Origin of the sequence: Thiocapsa marina 5811 (assembly GCF_000223985.1) — a bacterium.
Classification (GTDB): domain Bacteria; phylum Pseudomonadota; class Gammaproteobacteria; order Chromatiales; family Chromatiaceae; genus Thiocapsa; species Thiocapsa marina.
Map to the genome: position 1 here is coordinate 188,673 of NZ_AFWV01000003.1, position 19,063 is coordinate 207,735.

The window sequence follows — 19,063 nt, forward strand, 5'->3', positions numbered from 1 at the left end:
GCTTCAGCCGGATCCTGTCTCGTATCGATGATCACAAGAGACCGCTTGCGCTGCTCGGGGACGTCAGTCGTCAACGAAAAAAACACGCCGAGGCGCGAGGTGCGTGCCGCTGCGTCGATCCATTCCGGATCGTCCGAGCGCCGCCGTTGTGCGGAGTCCGAGTCGGGGGCCTGTACCGCAGTCGGTCAGGTTTTACTGCGGGGCGCAGCTGCTGCCGATGGCAACGCAGGAACGCCGGATCACCACTGTCGGGCTCGCTACCCTATTGTGGTGCCTGGTGCGGGGTTGTCAAGTCAGGTTTACGTAAAGTTTGGTTGACGCATCCCTGAAAGCGGACTAGATTCGTCATATGTAGAACGCGACGACGGATCATACCCTAGTTCGCCAACTGATGAATCATTCTGGAATGCAACCGCAGCAACGCAGACCTCTCTATACCCCGGAGGAGCGCCTCCGCCGCGACGAGTCCCCGTGGACGCTGGTCCAGGGCATTCTTGCGCCCTTGCAGTTTCTGGTCTTTCTGGTCAGCCTCTATCTAGTGCTGCGTTATTTGGCGACTGGCGAGGGCGCGGTCGCCGCGACCGTCTCGATCGTCGTCAAGACGCTGGTGCTCTACGCCATCATGATCACGGGGGCCATCTGGGAGCGCGTCGTCTTCGGTCGCTATCTCTTCGCGCCGGCGTTCTTCTGGGAAGACGTCTTCAGCATGCTGGTGCTGGCCCTGCATACGGCTTACTTGGTCGCGCTGGCCACCGGTGCACTCGACACGCAAGGGCTCATGTGGCTGGCGCTGGCCGCCTATGCGACCTATGTCATCAACGCCGGGCAGTTCCTGATCAAGCTGCGTGCCGCCAGGCTCGACCAGGCCCGCGATCAGGCCAAGGATCGCGAGACCCTCGCCGAGGCGGTCGAATGAGCGGGCTGCAGACGCAGGATCGGGGGTCCGCCGTCGGCGATGGGCTCCCCGTCGTGACGCGCGAGCGCGGCCAGCGTCAGGTGTTCTGCGGTCTGGCCGGGATCGTCTGGCTGCACCGCAAGATCCAGGACGCCTTCTTTCTGGTGATCGGCTCGCGCACCTGCGCGCATCTGCTTCAGTCCGCTGCGGGTGTCATGATCTTTGCCGAGCCGCGCTTTGCGACGGCGATCCTGCACGAGCGCGACCTCGCCGGCTTGGCCGACTGCAACGCCGAGCTGGATCGCGTGGTTGCGGAGGTCCTGGAGCGGCGTCCGGACATCGGCACCCTGTTCCTGGTCGGCTCCTGCCCGTCGGAGGTCATCAAGCTCGATCTGGCGAAGGCCGCCGAGCGTTTGGCCGCTGTCTATCAGGGGCGGGTGCGGATCCTCGACTATTCGGCGAGCGGTCTGGAGACCACCTTCACGCAAGGCGAGGACGCCTGTCTGAAGGCGCTGGTGCCGGAGTTGCCGCAGCTGCCGAGCGGCGATCGCTCGCTCTTGGTCCTCGGGACCTTGCCCGACGTGGTCGAAGATCAATTCGCCCGGCTGTTTGCCGAGCTGGGGATCGGTCCCGTGCACTTCTTGCCGCCGCGTCGGACCACCGCGTTTCCTCCCCTGGGCAGCGGGACCAAGGTCTTGCTGGCCCAGCCCTTTTTGGGAGAGACAGCGCGGGCTTGCGAGGCGCGTGGGGCAGAGCTGCTGTCCGCGCCTTATCCTTTTGGGATCGAAGGCACGCTCGGTTGGCTGCGCGCTGCGACCGAGGCATGGGGCGTGACGGGCGAGGTGCTCGACGCCGTGACGGCGCCGGCGATCGCGCGGGCGCAACGTGGCCTTGCGCATCATCGCGAGTCCCTCGAAGGCAAGCGCATCAGCTTCCTCCCGGATTCGCAGCTCGAGATCCCGCTTGCGCGCTTCCTGCAGCGCGAATGCGGCATGGACCTGGTCGAGGTCGGTACGCCCTTTCTCGATCGTCGGCTCATGGCCGAGGAGATGGGCCTCTTGCCGGAAGGCGTGCGCCTGACCGAGGGGCAGGATCTCGAACGGCAGCTCGATCGGCTGCGCGAGGATCGCCCCGATCTCACGGTCTGCGGTCTGGGGCTTGCCAATCCGCTGGAGTCCGAGGGTCTTCGGACCAAGTGGTCGATCGAGCTGGTGTTCACGCCGGTTCACGGATTCGATCAGGCCGCCGATCTTGCCGAGCTCTTCGCGCGGCCGCTGCGCCGCGCAGCCTTGTTGCGGGTCTGACGCCATGCAGCTGACACTCTGGTCATACGAAGGACCACCCCACATCGGCGCGATGCGTGTCGTCGCATCCATGGACGGCGTGCATCTGGTTCTGCATGCGCCCCAGGGCGACACCTACGCCGATCTGCTCTTCACCATGATCGAGCGGCGCGGTACACGCCCGCCCGTGACTTACACGACCTTTCAGGCGCGCGAGCTCGGAGGGGATACCGCGGAGCTGGTCAAGACCAGTGTCGGCGAGGCCTTCGAGCGCTTCAAACCGCGTGTGCTCCTGGTGGGCGAGGCCTGCACCGCCGAGCTGATCCAGGACCAGCCCGGTGCCTTGGCCCGCGGGATGGGTCTGCCGGTACCGGTTCTGTCGCTCGAGCTGCCGGCCTATGCGCGTAAGGAATGCTGGGGCGCGAACGAGACCTTCTACCAACTCGTCCGCGGTCTGCTCAAGCCGCGCGTCCCGGAGGCTGGGCGTCATCCCGAGCCGAGACCGGCCGATCGGCGCCCGCGCGCCAATCTGCTCGGCCCGACGACGCTGGGTTTCCGCTGCCGCGACGACGTCGAAGAGGTCACGCGGCTCCTCGCCTCCGTCGGCGTCGATGTCCACGTCGTCGCGCCCTTGGGGGCCACCCCCGAGGACCTGCTCCGGATACCGGAGGCGGATTTCAACGTCTGCCTCTATCCCGAGACGGCCGATCAGACCTGTCTGTGGCTGGAGCGCATGTTCGGTCAGCCGACGGTGAAGACGGTGCCCATCGGGATCGGCGCGACCCGTGATTTTCTCGACGAGGTCGGGCGTATCGCCGGGATCGAGGTGGCGGATGCCAAGTCCCCGATTTCGTCTAGAATGCCCTGGTACTCGCGGTCCGTCGATTCGACCTACCTGACCGGCAAGCGTGTCTTCATCTTCGCCGACGCAACCCATGCGGTTGCCGCGGCGCGGATGTGCGCCGAAGAGTTGGGCTTCACGGTCGTCGGCATCGGGACCTATGCCCGCGAGTTTGCCCGCGACGTCCGCGAGTGTGCGAAGCGCTACGGCGTCGAGCCGCTGATCACGGACGACTATCTCGAGGTCGAGAAACGGGCCGCCGAGCTTCAGCCCGAGCTGATGTTGGGCACTCAGATGGAGCGCCACATCGCCAAGCGGTTGGGCATCCCCTGTGCGGTCATCTCGGCGCCCGTGCATGTGCAGGACTTTCCGGCGCGGTATGCGCCGCAGATGGGTTTCGAAGGTGCGAACGTGATCTTCGACACCTGGGTCCACCCTTTGATGATGGGGCTCGAAGAGCATCTCATCACCATGTTTCGGGAGGACTTCGAATTTCACGATGCGGCGACACCGTCGCATCTCGGATCGCGGGTCGGCACGCGTCGGCCGGCCGAGGCCGGGTCCCAAGCCGCGGTCGAATCGGCGGATTCGCCGATGCAGGCCGATGCTTCCACCATCACTTGGGCAGCGGAAGCCGAGCAGGAGCTGAAAAAGATCCCTTTCTTCGTGCGCGGCAAGGCGCGTCGGAATACCGAGCGATTCGCGGAGGAACAGGGCATCCAGACCATCACTGTGGAGACGCTCTACGATGCCAAAGCGCACTTCGGCCGCTGACAAGCGCGCCACGACCCCGGACATTACCCCCGTCCGTGTGGTCATCGTGAATCTCGACGGGCACCTCGCCGGTACGACCGAGCGGGCGCGTCCGTCATTGCAGCGTGAATTGCCCGGCCTGCAGTTGAGCCTGCACGCCGCGACCGAATGGGCCGATTCACCTGAGACGCTCGAGCGTTGTCTTGAGGACATCGCGCGGGGCGACATCATCATGATCACCATGTTGGTCATGGAAGAGCACTTCAAACCCATCCTGCCCGCGTTGGCGGCCCGCCGGGATGATTGCGACGCCATGATCGTGTGCATGTCGGCCGGCGAGCTGATGAAGATGACGCGGCTCGGCGGCTTCAAGATGGACGGATCCCCGGGCGGCCCCATGGCGCTGCTCAAGCGTCTGCGCGGCGGCAAGGAGAAGAAGCAGAGTGCGGGCGCCCAGCAGATGTCGATGCTGCGACGTATCCCCAAGCTGCTGCGTTTCATTCCGGGCACCGCCCAAGACGTGCGCGCCTACTTCCTGACGCTTCAGTATTGGCTGGCCGGCTCGGACGAGAATCTGGGCAACATGATCCGCTTCCTGGTCGATCGCTATGCCGACGGCCCGAGGCGCCATCTGCGCGGGACCATCAAGGCGGCACCGCCGGTCGAGTATCCGGACGTCGGTCTCTACCATCCGAAGATGAAGGGCCGGATCTCCGATCAGCTCGCGAGCCTGCCGCCCGTCAACGGCCGCTCCAACGGTCGCGTCGGTCTGCTGCTGATGCGCTCTTACGTGTTGGCGGGCAACGCCGCCCATTACAATGGCGTGATCGAGGCGCTGGAGTCGCGTGGTCTGCAGGTCATCCCGGCCTTCGCAAGCGGTCTGGATGCGCGCCCGGCGATCGAGCGGTTCTTCTTGAAGGACGGCAAGGCGACGGTGGATGCGGTCATCTCGCTGACCGGCTTTTCGCTGGTCGGCGGACCGGCCTACAACGACTCCAAGGCGGCAGAAGAGATCCTGACGAAGCTGGATGTCCCCTATCTGTCGACCCTGGCGGTCGAGTTCCAGCATGTGGACCAGTGGGAGGCGTCGAGCCAAGGCCTGCTCGCGGTCGAGGCAACCATGATGGTCGCCATCCCCGAGCTCGATGGTGCGACCGGCTCCATGGTTTACGGCGGTCGCAGCGGCGGCGGTTCGGGCGAAGGCGCGCGCGACATGCAGTCGCACGGCGAGCGGGCGCAGCGCCTGGCCTCGCGTGTCGAGCGTCTGGTGCGTCTGCGCCGCGCCAAGCGCGCCGAGCGCAAGGTCGCCATCGTCCTCTTCAACTTCCCGCCGAACGCAGGCAATACGGGCACGGCCGCTTATCTGTCCGTCTTCGCCTCGCTCTATCACACCCTGAAGACGATGCACGCGGAAGGCTACAAGGTCGATGTGCCCAAGGATGTCGACGCGCTGCGCGAGCAGATCGTCAACGGCAACTCGGGGCGTTTCGGCTCCCATGCGAACGTCCATGTCCGCATCCCGGTCGACGACCACGTCCGGCGCGAGCCTTACCTGGCCGAGATCGAGGCCCAGTGGGGCTCGGCCCCCGGCAAACAGCAGACCGACGGCGGCTCGCTGTTCGTACTCGGCGCCCAGTTCGGCAACGTCTTTGTCGGTATCCAGCCGGCCTTCGGATACGAGGGCGACCCCATGCGGTTGCTCTTCGAGAAGGGCTTCACTCCGACCCACGCCTTCTCGGCCTTCTATCGCTGGATCCGCGACGACTTCGGCGCCCATGCGGTGCTGCACTTCGGAACGCACGGGGCACTCGAGTTCATGCCCGGCAAGCAGGCCGGTCTCTCGGGCGCCTGCTGGCCCGATCGTCTCATCACGGATCTGCCCAACGTCTATCTCTACGCATCCAACAACCCGTCCGAGGGCACCATCGCCAAGCGGCGTGCCGCGGCGACCCTGATCAGCTACATCACGCCGCCGATCGCGCATGCCGGGCTCTATAAGGGGCTGATCGATCTGAAGGGTTCGATGGAGCGGCGGCGCGGTCTCCCGCCGGAGGAGCAGGACGAGCGCAAAGAGTTGGCCGAGCTGATTCAGGCCGAGGCCGCCGAGCTTGAGCTGGCCGAGCTGGAGCCGGCTTGGGGCGAGGACGTCGAGGAGCGGATCGCCGCGTTGCACGATAAGGTGCTGGAGCTCGAGTACACCTTGATCCCGCATGGACTGCATGTCGTCGGCGAGGCGCCGACCGAGGAGGAGCGGCTCGACCTGTTGCTCGCGGTTGCCGAGGCATCCAAGGACATGCACCCGACACGCGCGGCCGTCGAGGCGTTGGTCGCCGGCAAGACGCCGGAAAAGGCGCTCAAGGCCGGCGGCATGGCCGCCTCCCACGAGAACGTCGAGCTGTTCCGCGAGCTGGCCGAGACCGACCGGCTCTTGGTTCAGGACACCGAAACCCCTGCGATCCTGCATGCCCTCGACGGCGGCTTCATCCGCCCCGCGCCGGGTGGTGATCTATTGCGCACCCCGGCGATCCTCCCGACCGGGCGCAACCTGCACGGCTTCGATCCCTTCCGTCTGCCGAGCGCCTACGCAGTCAAGGACGGTGCGCGCCAGGCCCAGCGGCTGATCGAGCGTCATCTGTCGGAGGAGGGCAACAGCTTCCCCGAGACGATCGCGCTTGTGCTCTGGGGAACCGACAATCTCAAGACCGAGGGCGGGCCCATCGGGCAGGCCCTGTCGCTGATCGGTGCGCTGCCGCGTTTCGACAACTACGGCCGTCTGGCCGGCGCGACCCTGATCCCGCTCGAAGAGCTGGGGCGTCCGCGTGTCGACGTGGTCATGACGCTCTCCGGCATCTTCCGCGACCTGCTGCCCCTGCAGACCCGCCTGCTGGCCGAGGCCGCCTTCCTCGCCGCCCAAGCCGACGAGCCGCTCGAGCAGAACTTCGTGCGTAAGCATGCGCTGGCCTATCAAGAGGCGCAGGGCTGCGACCTGGAGACCGCCTCGCTGCGGGTCTTCAGCAACGCCGACGGGGCTTACGGCGCCAACGTCAACTACCTGGTCGACAGCAGCAGCTGGGACGCCGAGGACGAGCTGGCCGAGACCTACACGCGTCGTAAATGCTTCGCCTACGGGCGTTCCGGTCAGCCGGTCCGTCAGGCCGAGCTGCTCAAGAGCGTGCTCTCCACCGTACAGCTGGCTTACCAGAACCTCGACTCGGTCGAGCTGGGCGTGACCACGGTCGACCATTACTTCGACACCCTCGGCGGGATCACCCGTGCGGTCGGCCGTTTCAAGGGCGACGAGGTACCGGTCTATATCGGTGACCAGACCCGCGGCGACGGCGTGGTCCGCACCCTGGCCGAGCAGGTGGCGCTCGAGACGCGCACCCGCATGCTCAATCCCAAGTGGTACGAGGGCATGCTCAAGCACGGCTACGAAGGCGTGCGCCAGATCGAGGTGCACGTGACCAACACCATGGGCTGGTCGGCCACCACCGGACAGGTCGCGCCCTGGGTCTACCAGCAGCTCACCGAGACCTACGTGCTGGACGAGGAGATGCGCAATCGTCTCGCGCAGCTCAACCCGACGGCATCGGCAAAGGTCGCGAACCGGCTGATCGAGGCCCACGAGCGCAACTACTGGTCGCCCGATGCGGCAACCCTCGAAGCGCTGCGTCAAGCCGGCGAGGAGCTCGAGGACCGGCTTGAAGGGATTGTCGAGGAGGCCGCCGCGTGACGATCCAAGAGATCCCGGCCGGCATGATCGGCGACTTTTCCGGCCACCCGGACGGCGAGGGCAGTGTTCAGGTCCAGCTCGATCCGGATATCCGCATCGATACGGCCAAGGTCTTTGCCGTCTACGGCAAGGGCGGCATCGGCAAGAGCACGACCTCGTCGAACCTGTCGGTCGCCTTTTCCAAGCTCGGCAAGCGGGTGCTGCAGATCGGCTGCGACCCCAAGCACGACTCGACCTTTACCCTGACCAAGTGTCTGGTGCCGACGGTCATCGACATCCTCGAATCGGTGGATTTCCACGCCGAGGAGCTGCGCCCGAGCGACTACGTCTACGAGGGCTACAACGGCGTGATGTGCGTGGAGGCGGGCGGACCGCCGGCCGGCACCGGTTGCGGCGGCTACGTGGTCGGTCAGACCGTGAAGCTTCTGAAGCAGCATCACCTGCTCGAAGACACCGATGTCGTGGTCTTCGACGTGCTCGGCGATGTGGTCTGCGGCGGGTTTGCCGCGCCGCTGCAACACGCCGAGCGTGCGCTGATCGTCACGGCCAACGACTTCGACTCGATCTTCGCGATGAACCGCATCGCGGCTGCGATCCAAGCGAAGGCTAAACATTACGGCGTGCGTATCGGCGGCGTCATCGCCAACCGCAGTGTGAACACCGACGAGATCGACCGTTTCAACGACGCGGTGGGTCTGAAGCGGCTTGCGCATCTGCCGGACCTCGACGTGATTCGGCGCAGTCGCCTGAAGAAGTCGACCCTGTTCGAGATGGACGAGGCGCCCGGGCTCGAGCATGCCAGGTCCGAATATCTGCGTCTCGCCCAAATGCTTTGGGACGGGGTCGAGCCATTGGACGCGCAGCCCATGCGCGACCGCGATATCTTTGATTTTCTGGGGTTCGATTGATGGCCAACGGCTCGTATCAAGAGCGCCGCGAAGAGATCGAAACTTACTTCGATCGCACCGCTGCCGATGCCTGGCGCAAGCTGACATCCGATGTGAAGGTCAGCCGTATCCGGGCCACCGTGCGCGCGGGTCGCGACGACATGCGGGCGACCCTGTTGGACTGGCTGCCCGCCGATCTGACGGGCAAACGGCTGCTCGACGCAGGCTGCGGGACGGGGGCATTGGCCTTCGAGGCGGCGCGGCGCGGCGCGGATGTCGTTGCCATCGACGTCGCACCGACGCTGATTCAGATCGCGCAGGAGCGTACCCCGAAGGATCTCGGCCCCGGGTCGGTCCATTTCGAGGCCGGCGACATGCTGGATCCGGCGCACGGCCGATTCGATCACGTCGTCGCTATGGACTCGCTGATCCACTACGTGCCGGCGGACGTGGTGAAGGTGCTCGCGGGGCTGGCCGGCCGGACCTGCGGCTCGATCCTCTTCACCTTCGCGCCCAAGACGCCCGCGCTGGCCCTCATGCACGCCGTCGGGCAGCTCTTTCCGCGCGGCAACCGCTCGCCCGCGATCGTGCCGGTCGGGCCGGATCGCCTGCGCGCTCTCTTGACGGAAGAGCCCGCCCTTGCGGGCTGGCGTGCGCAGCGCACCAAGCGGATCGCCGTCGGGTTTTATACGTCGCAGGCACTGGAGTTGGTGCCTGCATGAGCAGTCGAGTGCGGTGTTTCGAGACTGCCGTTCGTGCGCCCATGCGCGTGGCTCCGCGGCCGGTTGCGGCGCGGCGCTCGGGCGTCGTCTCGGTCCGGCGTGCGCCGGTCCTTTCACTGGCTAGGGGGCGTCTATTACATCGAGATCCAGAGCATCGTTCGCCGCGTTGACCGCCATTGATCCGCTCGTCGCTCCCCCGAACGAACCCGGTCATCGGCATTCATCGCGCTTCGGCCTAACCGATTTCAGCGGTTAGTCTTTCGTCCTACGGAGGTCACATCATGTCAGCAGCCATCACCAGCTATATCGACGTCGCTCAGCTCGTCCTCTATGTCTTTTGGTTCTTCTTCGCCGGGCTTATCTTTTATTTGCATCGCGAGAACAAGCGCGAAGGCTACCCGCTCGAGTCCACGCGTGGCGGTAAGATCAAGATCGAAGGTTTCCCGTCCATGCCGGAGCCGAAGACCTATCTGCTTCCGCACAACGGCGGAACCGTCTCCGTGCCGCGTGTCGAGGCCGCAGAGAAGATCAATGCCACGCCGGCTCAGCCGTATCCGGGATCGCCGCTCATCCCGAACGGCGATCCGATGCTGTCCGGCTTCGGTCCGTCCGCATCCCCGGACCGCGCGAAGCACCCGGATCTGACCTTCGAGGGTGCGCCCAAGATCGTCCCGCTGCGCGTCGCCACCGATTTCTCGATCGCCGAGAAGGATCCGGATCCGCGCGGTATGACGGTTGTCGGATTCGACGGCGAAGTCGGCGGAACCGTTACAGACGTCTGGGTCGACCGCTCCGAGCCGCAGATCCGGTATCTGGAGGTCAAGGTCGCGAAGGGCGGCAAGCAAGTCCTGTTGCCGATCAATTTCACGCGCTTCGACAAGAAGAACCGCCAGGTCAACGTCAAGTCGATCGCCGGCAAGCACTTTGCGAACGTGCCGGGTCTGGCCAAGCCCGATCAGGTTACCCTCTACGAAGAGGACAAGGTCTGCGCCTACTATGCCGGTGGCCAATTCTACGCAACTGCGGATCGGTCTGAGCCTCTCCTGTGAGAGAGTATGAGTTCGAGCCCATTCGGGGCTTGCCCGAGCATCTTCCTCCAGGCGAGGAGATGCTTTGGCAGGGCGCGCCGCGCTGGAGCGCTCTGGCGCGGCGCGCCTTCCATGTTCGGAAGGTCGCCGTCTATTTCGCCGTCATCCTCGCCTGGCGGATCTTCGCGGATCTTGCCGCGGGGGAGACCTCGGTCGAGGTCATGGTCGGTGCGCTTTGGATCCTGGCCCTCGGCGTCGTCTCGATCGGGGGCCTTTTGCTGCTTGCCTGGGCGATGGCGAGGTCAACCGTCTACACCATCACGACGCGTCGTTTGGTGATGCGATTCGGTGTGGCGCTGCCGATGATCGTGAATTTCCCGTTTGCTCAGATCCATTCCGCGCAGATGAAGCGCTATCGCGACGATACGGGCGACATCCCCATCATTCTGGTCGCGTCGACGCGGACGTCTTACACGGTCTTGTGGCCGCATGTTCGGCCCTGGCATTTCTTCAAACCGCAGCCGATGCTCCGGGCAATTCCAGACGTGGCTCGGGTGGCCGAGATCCTTTCGGATGCACTCAACCGCTATCTGGCCCAAACCGAAAAGGGTGCCGAGCATGCCGAGGCCGACACCGACGACCGCGCGGGCCCCGATGCTGTTTCGACATCCTGAAGAAGAGGTTGCATCTTGACTGAATTGCATGATCGTCCGTTTCCGCGGGTCATGTTGATCGCGGTTGCCTCGCTGATCGGGTTTACGATCCTCGCCGTCGCTGTCGCAAGACTGACCGGCTTCGACCCAAGCCAGGCGCCCGTTTCGCCTGAGGTTGCGGTTCGCGATCTGAGTTTCGTGGAAGTCGGCCAAGGTGAGCTGGCGGTCTACGATTCCGACTCCGGGGTGTTGTTGGAGACGCTCCCGCAGGGTGAAGACGGATTCATCCGGGGGGTGCTTCGGACCTTGGAGCGCGAGCGTCGGATGCACAGCGTGGCCTTGGATGGACCCTATCGTCTAAGCCTTCGCGAGAACGGTCGTTTTACGCTGGAGGATCAGACGACCGACTTCTTCATCGACCTCAGGGCATTCGGCCCGACGAACGAAGCCGCCGTCGGACGATTCCTATCGGCGCAGCCGTCGGCTCAGTGAGGGCGTGGCCGGGTATCGGGGCGAGCGACGCCCTCTGCCCGGCCACCGTCGCGACGAAGCGGACCCTGCTCGCACGATGTCTCGCCTGGTATCATCAGGCTCCCCGACCTCGACATACCGCGTCTGCGAAATCGGTTTGAACCGAGCGCGACACGCCGGTCGATACTCGATCAGTGGCCGTCGAGGTCCGTCGCTGCAGGGCAGGGGTGATCCGGGACGCGGAGGCATTCCGATCGCCATCGGCCAGAGAATAGGGCGCATTTCATGCTCGAATATGGTTACCCCGTTCTTTTTGCGCTCGGGCTCTGGTGGTTCAGCACGGGTCTGGTGCTCTATCTGGATAATCTGCCGGGTCGCACCTTCGGGTGGACCATGCTCGGCGGGACCGCGGTGCTGGCGTTTGCCGTCTTTGCGCTCGTCGTCAGCAGCACTTCGACCTCTCTGAGCGCGGCCTACGTCGCCTTTACCTCCGGGGTGATCGTTTGGGGCGTCCTGGAAATGAGTTATTTCACCGGACTCTTGACCGGGCCGCGAAAGACCCCGTGCCCGCCGGGTTGTCCAGCCTGGAAGCGCTTCGGTCTCGCGATCTTGACCAGCCTCTATCATGAGTTTGCCGTTCTCTCGGCGGTGACCATCCTCGTCTTGATCTCGTGGGGGGAGCCCAATCAGGTCGGAACCTGGACCTTCGTCGTGCTCTGGCTGATGCGCTGGAGTGCGAAGCTCAATCTATTCTTGGGTGTTCCCAATCTGAACGACTGGCTGCCCGAGCATCTCGCCTATCTGAAATCCTACATGCCCAAGCGGAGCATGAACCTCTTGTTTCCGATCTCGGTGACGGTGCCCACCCTGATCGTGGTGTTGATGGTGTCCCGCGCGCTCGGTCCGGGGGCAAGCGAGTTTGAGATCGTCAGCCTGATCTTGGTGGCGAGCCTCTTGGCGCTGGGCATCCTCGAACACTGGTTCCTCGTGCTTCCCTTGCCGGACGAGGCGCTCTGGGCGTGGGCTCTGCCCTCTCGGGATGCCGACGGGAAACCGAGTGGTGAACCAAATATCCAACGCGGACGCGGCGAGACACGTGCCGATGGGCCGAAGCGTACAATGATGCCGTCCCGAAAGGTGTTGCCGCCGCAAGCGACCTCGCCGTCCCCCGACTGCTGCGCGGGAAACGGCTGAATGGCTCCGATCATCAAGTCTTCGTGAACCTAAACCGCGCCCGGCACGGTATGCGATCTTTTTGGACGGGAGCAGTCGCGGCAGACTGAACGGGCTTTGGGGCGGTGCGGTTTAGGCGTCGGGGGCAGGAACCCTCCGTATTGCGGGCTTTGATCCGAGCCGGAGACTCGGCTACGCTTGCTCGCATATCGCTCGAGGCCGTGTCGGGAAGACGATGTCGCGGCGCCCGGCGCGGTTGACGCGAATCATATCGAGCTGCTCGGGAATCAGCTAAGGTATGGAGCAATGCGCGCCCGGACGGCGCGAGACGAAACAACCCGATTCGGAAACGTTCGAGTTCTAGGCCAGCGCATCGCGGAGGCATCGCGTCCCGGTGTCCTCGCGTCTCGGTGTAACGCCGGTTTCGCTGGCTCGACGTGCTCGGCAATGTCCGAGATCGGACTGATGCGGTCAGGCTCGAATGGCCGTTTGCCGTTCGACCCGTTCCTGAGGAATTCTCATGCGTATATTGATGATCCAGCCGAACTATCACTGTGGTGGTGCGGAAATCGCAGGAAACTGGCCACCCGGTTGGGTCGCCTATATCGGGGGTGCGCTCAAGCACGCGGGCATGACGAACATCCGGTTCATCGATGCCATGACCTACGATATTCCGGACGAGAAACTGCGCGAGATCATCCGGGTCAATCAGCCCGACGTCGTTCTGGCGACCGCCATCACGCCGCAGATCTACAAGGCGCAGACCACGCTCCAGATCGCCAAAGAGGTGCTCCCGAACTGCGTCACCGTGCTCGGCGGTATCCATCCGACCTTCATGTATACCCAGGTCTTCAGCGAGGCGCCCTGGATCGACTACATCGTGCGCGGCGAGGGCGAGGAGATCGCGGTCGCGCTCCTGCAGTCGATCGAGGCGGGCACGCATCGAAAGGATCGCAAGCGTATCTGGGGCATTGCCTATATCGACGACGACGGTCAGGTCGTTGCGACCCCGGCACGTCCTGTCATCGAGGACCTGGATACCTTGACGCCGGACTGGTCCCTGCTCGACTGGGACAAGTACATCTATACCCCGCTCAACTGTCGAGTCGCCGTACCGAACTTTGCGCGCGGCTGCCCCTTTACCTGCCGTTTTTGCTCGCAGTGGAAGTTCTGGCGCAAGTATCGTCATCGCGATCCGAAGAAATTCGTCGACGAGATCGAGACCCTGGTTCGAGACTACAACGTCGGCTTCATGATCCTCGCCGACGAGGAGCCGACGATCTTCCAGAAGAAGTTCGTCGCACTCTGCGAGGAGCTGATCAAGCGCGACCTGCCGCTGCACTGGGGCATCAACACGCGCGTGACCGATATCATGCGCGATCGTGACCTGTTGCCCTTGTACCGCAAGGCCGGTTTGGTCCATGTCTCGCTCGGCACCGAGGCGGTCTCGCAGCTGAACCTCGACACCTTCCGCAAGCAGACCACGGTCGAGCAGAACAAGCTCGCGGTGAAGCTCCTGCAGCAGGCCGGAATCGTCGCGGAGGTCCAGTTCATCATGGGCCTCGAGAACGAGACGCCCGAGACCATCGAGGAGACCTACAAGCTCGCCCAGGATTGGAAGCCCGATATGGCGAACTGGAACATGTATACGCCGTGGCCGTTCGCGGAGCTGTTCGAGGAGTTGGGCGACCGGGTGGAGGTTCGCGACTACTCGAAGTACAATTTCGTCACTCCGATCATGAAGCCCGAGGCGATGACCCGCGAGCAGGTGCTCAAGGGCGTCCTGAAGAATTATGCGCGCTTCTATATGCGCAAGAGCTTCTTGGAGTATCCTTGGATCAAGGACAAGTTCCGCAGACGTTACATGCTCGGCTGCCTCAAGGCCTTCGCGAAGACCACGGCGTCGAAAAAGTTCTACGACCTCGAGCGCCTCAAGATGAAGGGGATGTCGACCGAGGTGGACCTGGGCTTCGATGCGTCCAAGGTTCTCACTGCAGACGAGATCGCTCAGTTGAAGCGGGATCGTCCCGAGCTGTCCGCGGACATGAACTTCAAAGGGACACCCGTCAAGGTCGTGGCATGCGGCGCTCCGGACGATCTGCAGGTTTCGGAATCGGACCTGCCGGTCAAGGCAGCCGTTTCCAAGCCGAAGATGACGGCAGTCCAACCTGACTAACCGGGTTCAAGACATGGCGCCTCCACTCCCTTCAGGCCTGCCGCTCGAGCTTCTCGAGCGGTTCGGACACTTGCCGCCGGGGTGTACCTTGGCGACATCGCAAATGGGCGGCGACGCGGCTTTCTCGGATTCGAACTACAAAGAGGCGCTCGCGGGGCTGCGTGACAGCCCCGATGAGCATGTGTCCGTGTACGTGCACGTCCCCTTCTGTCACGTGCGCTGTCTCTACTGTGCGTGCAACACGACCATCACGCACAGCGAGGAGAGGGTCGATCAATATCTCGATGCCCTCGACCTCGAGATGGGGCTCGTCACCGACATCATCGGCCGCGGTCGGGTCACCGATCAGCTTCACGTCGGAGGCGGCACGCCCAACCATCTCAACGAGCCCCAACTAGCGCGCTTGATGGAGATCGTCGAGCGCCACTTCCGCATTTCCGATCAAGCCTGTACCTCGATCGAATGCAATCCGCGCCGCACCTCGGCCGGGCAGCTCGACCTCCTCTACGGGCTTGGATTCAAGCGCATCAGCTTCGGTGTTCAGGACCTCAATTCCGACGTCCAGCGTGCCATCGGCCGTGTCCAGTCGCTCGATATGGTGCGCGATGTCTTTCTGACCGCGCGCGACACCGGGTTCGAGAGCATTAATCTCGACCTGATTTACGGCTTGCCCTTCCAGACGCGGGACGGGTTCCAAGCAACCCTCGACCAGATCGTCGCACTCGGTCCGGATCGGGTCGCCTGCTTCAGTTATGCTCACGATCCCGTCAGCAGGCCCCATCAACACGCCATCAGTGCGGATCAACTTCCGACGGTCGCCGAGAAGCTGGCCCTGTTTCATCAGGCCGTACAGTCCTTTTCTGCGGCTGGTTATCGCTGGGTCGGTCTGGATGTCTTCGCGCGCGAATCCGACGAGTTGACCAGTGCGCAAGATGAACGCCGACTCTATCGGAACGCGATCGGCTACACCCCGATGCCCGCCAAGCATGTGCTTGCCTTCGGTCCAAGCGGCATCGGCGAGGTCGGGGGTGCGCTTGTTCAAAACGCGCCCGACCTGAAAACCTGGCAGTCTTGCGTGTCTTCCGGTCTGCTTCCCGTGTCCTGGGGGCGCCATCTGAGCGACCAGGACCGGCGCCGCCGCGAGGCCATCCTCTATCTGATGTGTAACCTCGAGCTTCCCGCGGCATCCGCGAAGGGTTTGGAGCGCGAGTACGAGAGTCTTTGCCGCAATGGCGGGCGTGGCCTACTCGAGGTGACGGATGACGGGATTCGCGTCACCGAGGAGGGTCGGTACTTGCTGCATGGACTCTGCGTCGAACAGGACGCGTCTGTCGACTGGGGCAGCACCCAGTGGCGCGCGACGGCCGGGCCTTGAACGCGCCCGCTGAGCTCGGCGCGATAGCGAGGGTCGGACCCAACGCCGTCATCCGCGTCGCAGAGGCGTTGGAAGAGGCGCGCGGCCCGGATGCCGTCGCTCGGGTCTTCCGAACCGCCGGCCTAGAGCACTATCTGAAGACCCTCCCGAGCGAGATGGTCGACGAGCGCGAGGTCACTCGGCTCCAGGCGGCGCTGCGCGAGCAATTGGGTCTCGATGTCGCTCGACCCGTTTCGCACGATGCGGGATTGCGCACGGGCGATTATCTGCTCGCCAATCGCATCCCGCGTCCGGTCCAGCGCCTCCTCGTCATCCTGCCGGCCCGCCTCGCGAGCCGTGTGCTGATCTCGGCCATTCGTCGTAACGCCTGGACCTTCGTCGGCAGCGGCGTCTTCGACGGGAAGCCCGGTCGCCCGACCAGGCTGACCGTGACGGATGGTCCGATCTGTCGAGGCGCTTCGGCCGACGAACCTCTCTGCGATTTCTACGCCGGGAGCTTCGAGCGCCTGTTCTCCAGGCTCGTCCACCCGAACGCGCGTGTCACCGAGGTTGCCTGCCAGGCCAGCGGTGACGAATCCTGCGTGTTCGAGGTGCGATGGTAGCGCGTCTTTCGTGAGTGCCGGTCCAGATCCGATGGACATTCTCGATCTCCGGCTCCCATCCCAACCGGATTCGGCCTATCGCGCCGTTCTCGTCGGCGGCGAGCGATGGGACGGTTCGATGCTCGACGCGCGCATACGGCAACGGGCCTCGTTTCTCCAGGCTCGGGGTCTTGAGCCCGGCCACGTCGTCCTCTGTCCCGACGGCCCCGTCCTTGATGTGCTCTTGATGAGCAGCGCCGCAGCGCGGCTCGGTGTTGCCGTGTTTCCCTTTCGTGCCGGCCTCGGACGCGCGGAATTGGATGTACTGGCTGTCGCAACGGGGACCGAGTGGCGATGGCAGCCCGAGTCCGGTGACCTTGTGAGCACGGGTGTCCTTTCCGCGGCGATGATCCCGCAAGAAACGCCGGTTGCTCGATTGGTCAAAACGAGCGGCAGCAGCGGCCAACCTAAGGTCGTCATGCTGAGCGCGAAAAATCTCCAGGTCTCGGCCGCCGCCGTCAATCGACAGCTCGGGTTCGGCGTCGACGATGTCTGGCTCTGTTGTCTTCGATTGAGCCATGTCGGCGGGTCGGCGATTCTTGATCGCACTGCGCTTGCGGGGGCGAGTCTTGTTCTGCACGAACGCTTCGACGCGCAAACGCTGGCCGAGGATCTGCGCCGGCATGCCGTGACCCATATCTCCCTGGTGCCGCCGATGCTGGACCGTCTCTTGGATGTCGGCGCGACCCCGCCCAAGAGCCTTCGCGTCCTCTTGGTGGGCGGCCAGGTACTAAGCCCGGCGCTCGCCGAGCGCGCGCTGGCCGCGGGATGGCCGCTCTATCTCACCTATGGAATGACCGAGACTGCATCCCAGATCGCGACCTCGGCCCGTGCACTGGAGCGCGTTTGCGTTGATGGCAGCATCGGCCCGCTCCTTTCCGGCGTCGAGATCGCCTCCGGCCCGCCTGCGACCAGTCCGGCTCGCTTGAGAGTCCGCGGTCCGATGGTCATGATCGGCTATGCAAATCCGCAGCGCCTGCCGGGGCGGGGCCTCGATGACGGCTGGTTCGAGACCTCGGACCTCGGCGGCGTCGGCGTCGACGGTGAGCTGCGGGTTGGCGGGCGAGCCGACGAGGTTTTGGTCATCGGCGGCACCAATGTCTCGCTTTCCCGGGTCGAAGCCGTGCTGTGTCAGGCTCCGGGTGTTGCCGAGGTGGTGGTTGTCGCACTCGATGATCCGGTTTGGGGCCACCGCATGGTTGCGATCTATCGCGGCAAACCGGACGAGCCGGCTCTTTGTTCCTGGTGCGAGCAAGCCTTGTCGGGCGCCGAGCGCCCTCGCGAGTTTAGGCGAGTCGCCGAGCTTCCGCTCCTTGATTCCGGAAAATATGACCGGAGCCTGATCCGCGCCATGGCGCAAACCGCCTCGAAGGCTTGAATCCAGAAGACTTGTGTTATCCCCCGCCGCTCCTCGGCATCCCAATCACAGAGTCGGCTGACCACAAGAATTAGATGTAAATCAGCCTTGACACATGCGACTGTCAGGTTAAACTAACACTCGTGGATCGCACCTCGCATCCGGGTTTCCCGGACTCGACGGCAAGCAGGCAGCGCCTTCCACACGTCGGAGTGTCCTGTCCGGGATCGCCGGGCGGCACTCGCACCAATCCCTCAGCCGGAGGTTATTTCGATGGCCGAAATGAAGAACCTGTCGGGTCTCACCGACGAGCAAGCGAAGGAGTTCCACGAGCATTGGAAGCATGGCGTGTGGAGCTGGGTCATGATCGCGACTCTGGTCCACGTGATGACGTGGGTCTACCAACCCTGGTTCTGAGCTCTGAGCGACAAGGAGAATATTTATGCAAGTCCCGTATTTGATGGCCGACCCCTCCATTGCCAAACCCGATCATCCAGAAGAAGACTGGAAGATCTGGACCGTGATCAACCCGGCCACCTGGATGGTCCCGTTCTTCTTCATCCTGTTCATCCAGATGTGGTTGGTCCACTCCTACGCGTTGAGTCTGCCGGGCTACGGCTTCAAAGACAGCGTGCGCGTCGCCGAGCCCGCTGCGATTGCCGCCCCGGCTCCGGCCGCTCCGGCCGCTCCGGCTGCCCAGTAAGCGGCGCCATCGGCTGAGTCCTCAGCCGATTCCTCGCGGCCTGGGAGGCTGTCCGACTTCGGTGCGCAACGCGCTCGTACGCGAGTTTCCGCGGTTTCGAGCATGTCGAAGCCGCCGAAATTTGCGTAGTGCATCGGTTTTGATCATTACGTGACCGGTTTTCGGCGATGACCAGGCCGAGATCCGACAAGTCGGACAGACTCCTGGCGGCGGTCCTTCGGACCTGAGCCCAGGTCACCGGCGGCGCATCCCCGCCTGTGCACCGGCTGAAAAAGCCCGACGACGGCCGGAGTTGTCGCTCCGGCCGCGGGCGAGGGCGTCGTCTAAGCGCTGGTCTTCGCAATACCGGAATACAGCTAGACCAAGGCCGAC

Annotated in this window: 16 protein-coding genes; all 16 read left to right on the forward strand. The window is 64.1% G+C overall.

What is annotated here, in order from left to right; all coding sequences use genetic code 11:
- The first annotated feature begins 406 nt into the window (after window positions 1-406).
- The 16 genes from bchF to pufA all read left to right on the forward strand — a co-directional run bounded on the left by bchF (window position 407) and on the right by pufA (window position 18,691).
- The gene (gene bchF, locus THIMADRAFT_RS05290; RefSeq protein WP_007191946.1) at window positions 407-916 is read left to right on the forward strand and encodes a 2-vinyl bacteriochlorophyllide hydratase; all 510 of its coding nucleotides are present in this window, start codon (window positions 407-409) and stop codon (window positions 914-916) included.
- Window positions 913-2,199 (forward strand): ferredoxin:protochlorophyllide reductase (ATP-dependent) subunit N, encoded by a 1,287-nt coding sequence (locus tag THIMADRAFT_RS05295; protein WP_007191947.1) that lies wholly within the window; start codon window positions 913-915, stop codon window positions 2,197-2,199. The genes bchF and THIMADRAFT_RS05295 overlap by 4 nt, the downstream gene beginning before the upstream one ends.
- A gap of 4 nt (window positions 2,200-2,203) precedes the next feature.
- Window positions 2,204-3,793 (forward strand): ferredoxin:protochlorophyllide reductase (ATP-dependent) subunit B, encoded by a 1,590-nt coding sequence (gene bchB / locus THIMADRAFT_RS05300; RefSeq protein ID WP_007191948.1) that lies wholly within the window; start codon window positions 2,204-2,206, stop codon window positions 3,791-3,793.
- Window positions 3,768-7,505, forward strand: coding sequence for a magnesium chelatase subunit H (locus tag THIMADRAFT_RS05305; RefSeq protein ID WP_007191949.1), 3,738 nt, complete (start codon window positions 3,768-3,770; stop codon window positions 7,503-7,505). The genes bchB and THIMADRAFT_RS05305 overlap by 26 nt, the downstream gene beginning before the upstream one ends.
- Window positions 7,502-8,413 (forward strand): ferredoxin:protochlorophyllide reductase (ATP-dependent) iron-sulfur ATP-binding protein, encoded by a 912-nt coding sequence (gene bchL / locus THIMADRAFT_RS05310; RefSeq protein WP_007191950.1) that lies wholly within the window; start codon window positions 7,502-7,504, stop codon window positions 8,411-8,413. Before THIMADRAFT_RS05305 ends, bchL begins: the two co-directional genes overlap by 4 nt.
- Window positions 8,413-9,114, forward strand: coding sequence for a magnesium protoporphyrin IX methyltransferase (gene bchM / locus THIMADRAFT_RS05315; protein WP_007191951.1), 702 nt, complete (start codon window positions 8,413-8,415; stop codon window positions 9,112-9,114). The genes bchL and bchM overlap by 1 nt, the downstream gene beginning before the upstream one ends.
- A 281-nt stretch (window positions 9,115-9,395) precedes the next feature.
- On the forward strand, window positions 9,396-10,163 hold the full coding sequence (gene puhA, locus THIMADRAFT_RS05320) for a photosynthetic reaction center subunit H (RefSeq protein WP_007191952.1): 768 nt from the start codon (window positions 9,396-9,398) through the stop codon (window positions 10,161-10,163).
- Entirely contained in the window at window positions 10,160-10,816 is a 657-nt protein-coding gene (gene puhB / locus THIMADRAFT_RS05325) for a photosynthetic complex putative assembly protein PuhB (RefSeq protein WP_007191953.1), read from the forward strand. The genes puhA and puhB overlap by 4 nt, the downstream gene beginning before the upstream one ends.
- 15 nt (window positions 10,817-10,831) lie before the next feature.
- Window positions 10,832-11,287, forward strand: coding sequence for a photosynthetic complex assembly protein PuhC (puhC, locus tag THIMADRAFT_RS05330; RefSeq protein WP_007191954.1), 456 nt, complete (start codon window positions 10,832-10,834; stop codon window positions 11,285-11,287).
- Window positions 11,288-11,551: 264 nt separating this feature from the next.
- Window positions 11,552-12,460, forward strand: coding sequence for a putative photosynthetic complex assembly protein PuhE (gene puhE, locus THIMADRAFT_RS05335; protein WP_007191955.1), 909 nt, complete (start codon window positions 11,552-11,554; stop codon window positions 12,458-12,460).
- 499 nt (window positions 12,461-12,959) lie between these two features.
- Window positions 12,960-14,615: a magnesium-protoporphyrin IX monomethyl ester anaerobic oxidative cyclase gene (gene bchE / locus THIMADRAFT_RS05340; protein ID WP_007191956.1), complete on the forward strand. Its 1,656-nt coding sequence runs from the start codon at window positions 12,960-12,962 to the stop codon at window positions 14,613-14,615.
- A gap of 13 nt (window positions 14,616-14,628) precedes the next feature.
- A complete protein-coding gene (gene hemN / locus THIMADRAFT_RS05345; RefSeq protein ID WP_007191957.1) occupies window positions 14,629-15,990 on the forward strand; it encodes an oxygen-independent coproporphyrinogen III oxidase in 1,362 nt (453 codons plus the stop codon).
- Window positions 15,987-16,592: a bacteriochlorophyll 4-vinyl reductase gene (gene bchJ / locus THIMADRAFT_RS05350; protein WP_040729984.1), complete on the forward strand. Its 606-nt coding sequence runs from the start codon at window positions 15,987-15,989 to the stop codon at window positions 16,590-16,592. The genes hemN and bchJ overlap by 4 nt, the downstream gene beginning before the upstream one ends.
- Window positions 16,593-16,623: 31 nt before the next feature.
- A complete protein-coding gene (locus THIMADRAFT_RS05355) occupies window positions 16,624-18,009 on the forward strand; it encodes an AMP-binding protein (RefSeq protein ID WP_007191959.1) in 1,386 nt (461 codons plus the stop codon).
- 252 nt (window positions 18,010-18,261) lie between these two features.
- Window positions 18,262-18,405 carry a light-harvesting antenna LH1, beta subunit gene (gene pufB, locus THIMADRAFT_RS05360; RefSeq protein WP_007191960.1) on the forward strand — a complete coding sequence of 48 codons (144 nt, stop codon included), beginning with the start codon at window positions 18,262-18,264 and terminating at the stop codon, window positions 18,403-18,405.
- A 25-nt stretch (window positions 18,406-18,430) separates the two neighbouring features.
- Window positions 18,431-18,691 (forward strand): light-harvesting antenna LH1, alpha subunit, encoded by a 261-nt coding sequence (gene pufA, locus THIMADRAFT_RS05365; RefSeq protein ID WP_007191961.1) that lies wholly within the window; start codon window positions 18,431-18,433, stop codon window positions 18,689-18,691.
- Window positions 18,692-19,063 lie beyond the last annotated feature (372 nt).

Coding starts and splice junctions, on each gene's coding strand:
- bchF (WP_007191946.1), top strand. CDS start 407: ATGCAACCGCAGCAACGCAGACCTCTCTATACCCCGGAGGAGCGCCTC.
- pufB (WP_007191960.1), top strand. CDS start 18,262: ATGGCCGAAATGAAGAACCTGTCGGGTCTCACCGACGAGCAAGCGAAG.
- THIMADRAFT_RS05295 (WP_007191947.1), top strand. CDS start 913: ATGAGCGGGCTGCAGACGCAGGATCGGGGGTCCGCCGTCGGCGATGGG.
- THIMADRAFT_RS05305 (WP_007191949.1), top strand. CDS start 3,768: ATGCCAAAGCGCACTTCGGCCGCTGACAAGCGCGCCACGACCCCGGAC.
- pufA (WP_007191961.1), top strand. CDS start 18,431: ATGCAAGTCCCGTATTTGATGGCCGACCCCTCCATTGCCAAACCCGAT.
- THIMADRAFT_RS05355 (WP_007191959.1), top strand. CDS start 16,624: ATGGACATTCTCGATCTCCGGCTCCCATCCCAACCGGATTCGGCCTAT.
- hemN (WP_007191957.1), top strand. CDS start 14,629: ATGGCGCCTCCACTCCCTTCAGGCCTGCCGCTCGAGCTTCTCGAGCGG.
- bchE (WP_007191956.1), top strand. CDS start 12,960: ATGCGTATATTGATGATCCAGCCGAACTATCACTGTGGTGGTGCGGAA.
- bchB (WP_007191948.1), top strand. CDS start 2,204: ATGCAGCTGACACTCTGGTCATACGAAGGACCACCCCACATCGGCGCG.
- puhE (WP_007191955.1), top strand. CDS start 11,552: ATGCTCGAATATGGTTACCCCGTTCTTTTTGCGCTCGGGCTCTGGTGG.
- puhA (WP_007191952.1), top strand. CDS start 9,396: ATGTCAGCAGCCATCACCAGCTATATCGACGTCGCTCAGCTCGTCCTC.
- bchM (WP_007191951.1), top strand. CDS start 8,413: ATGGCCAACGGCTCGTATCAAGAGCGCCGCGAAGAGATCGAAACTTAC.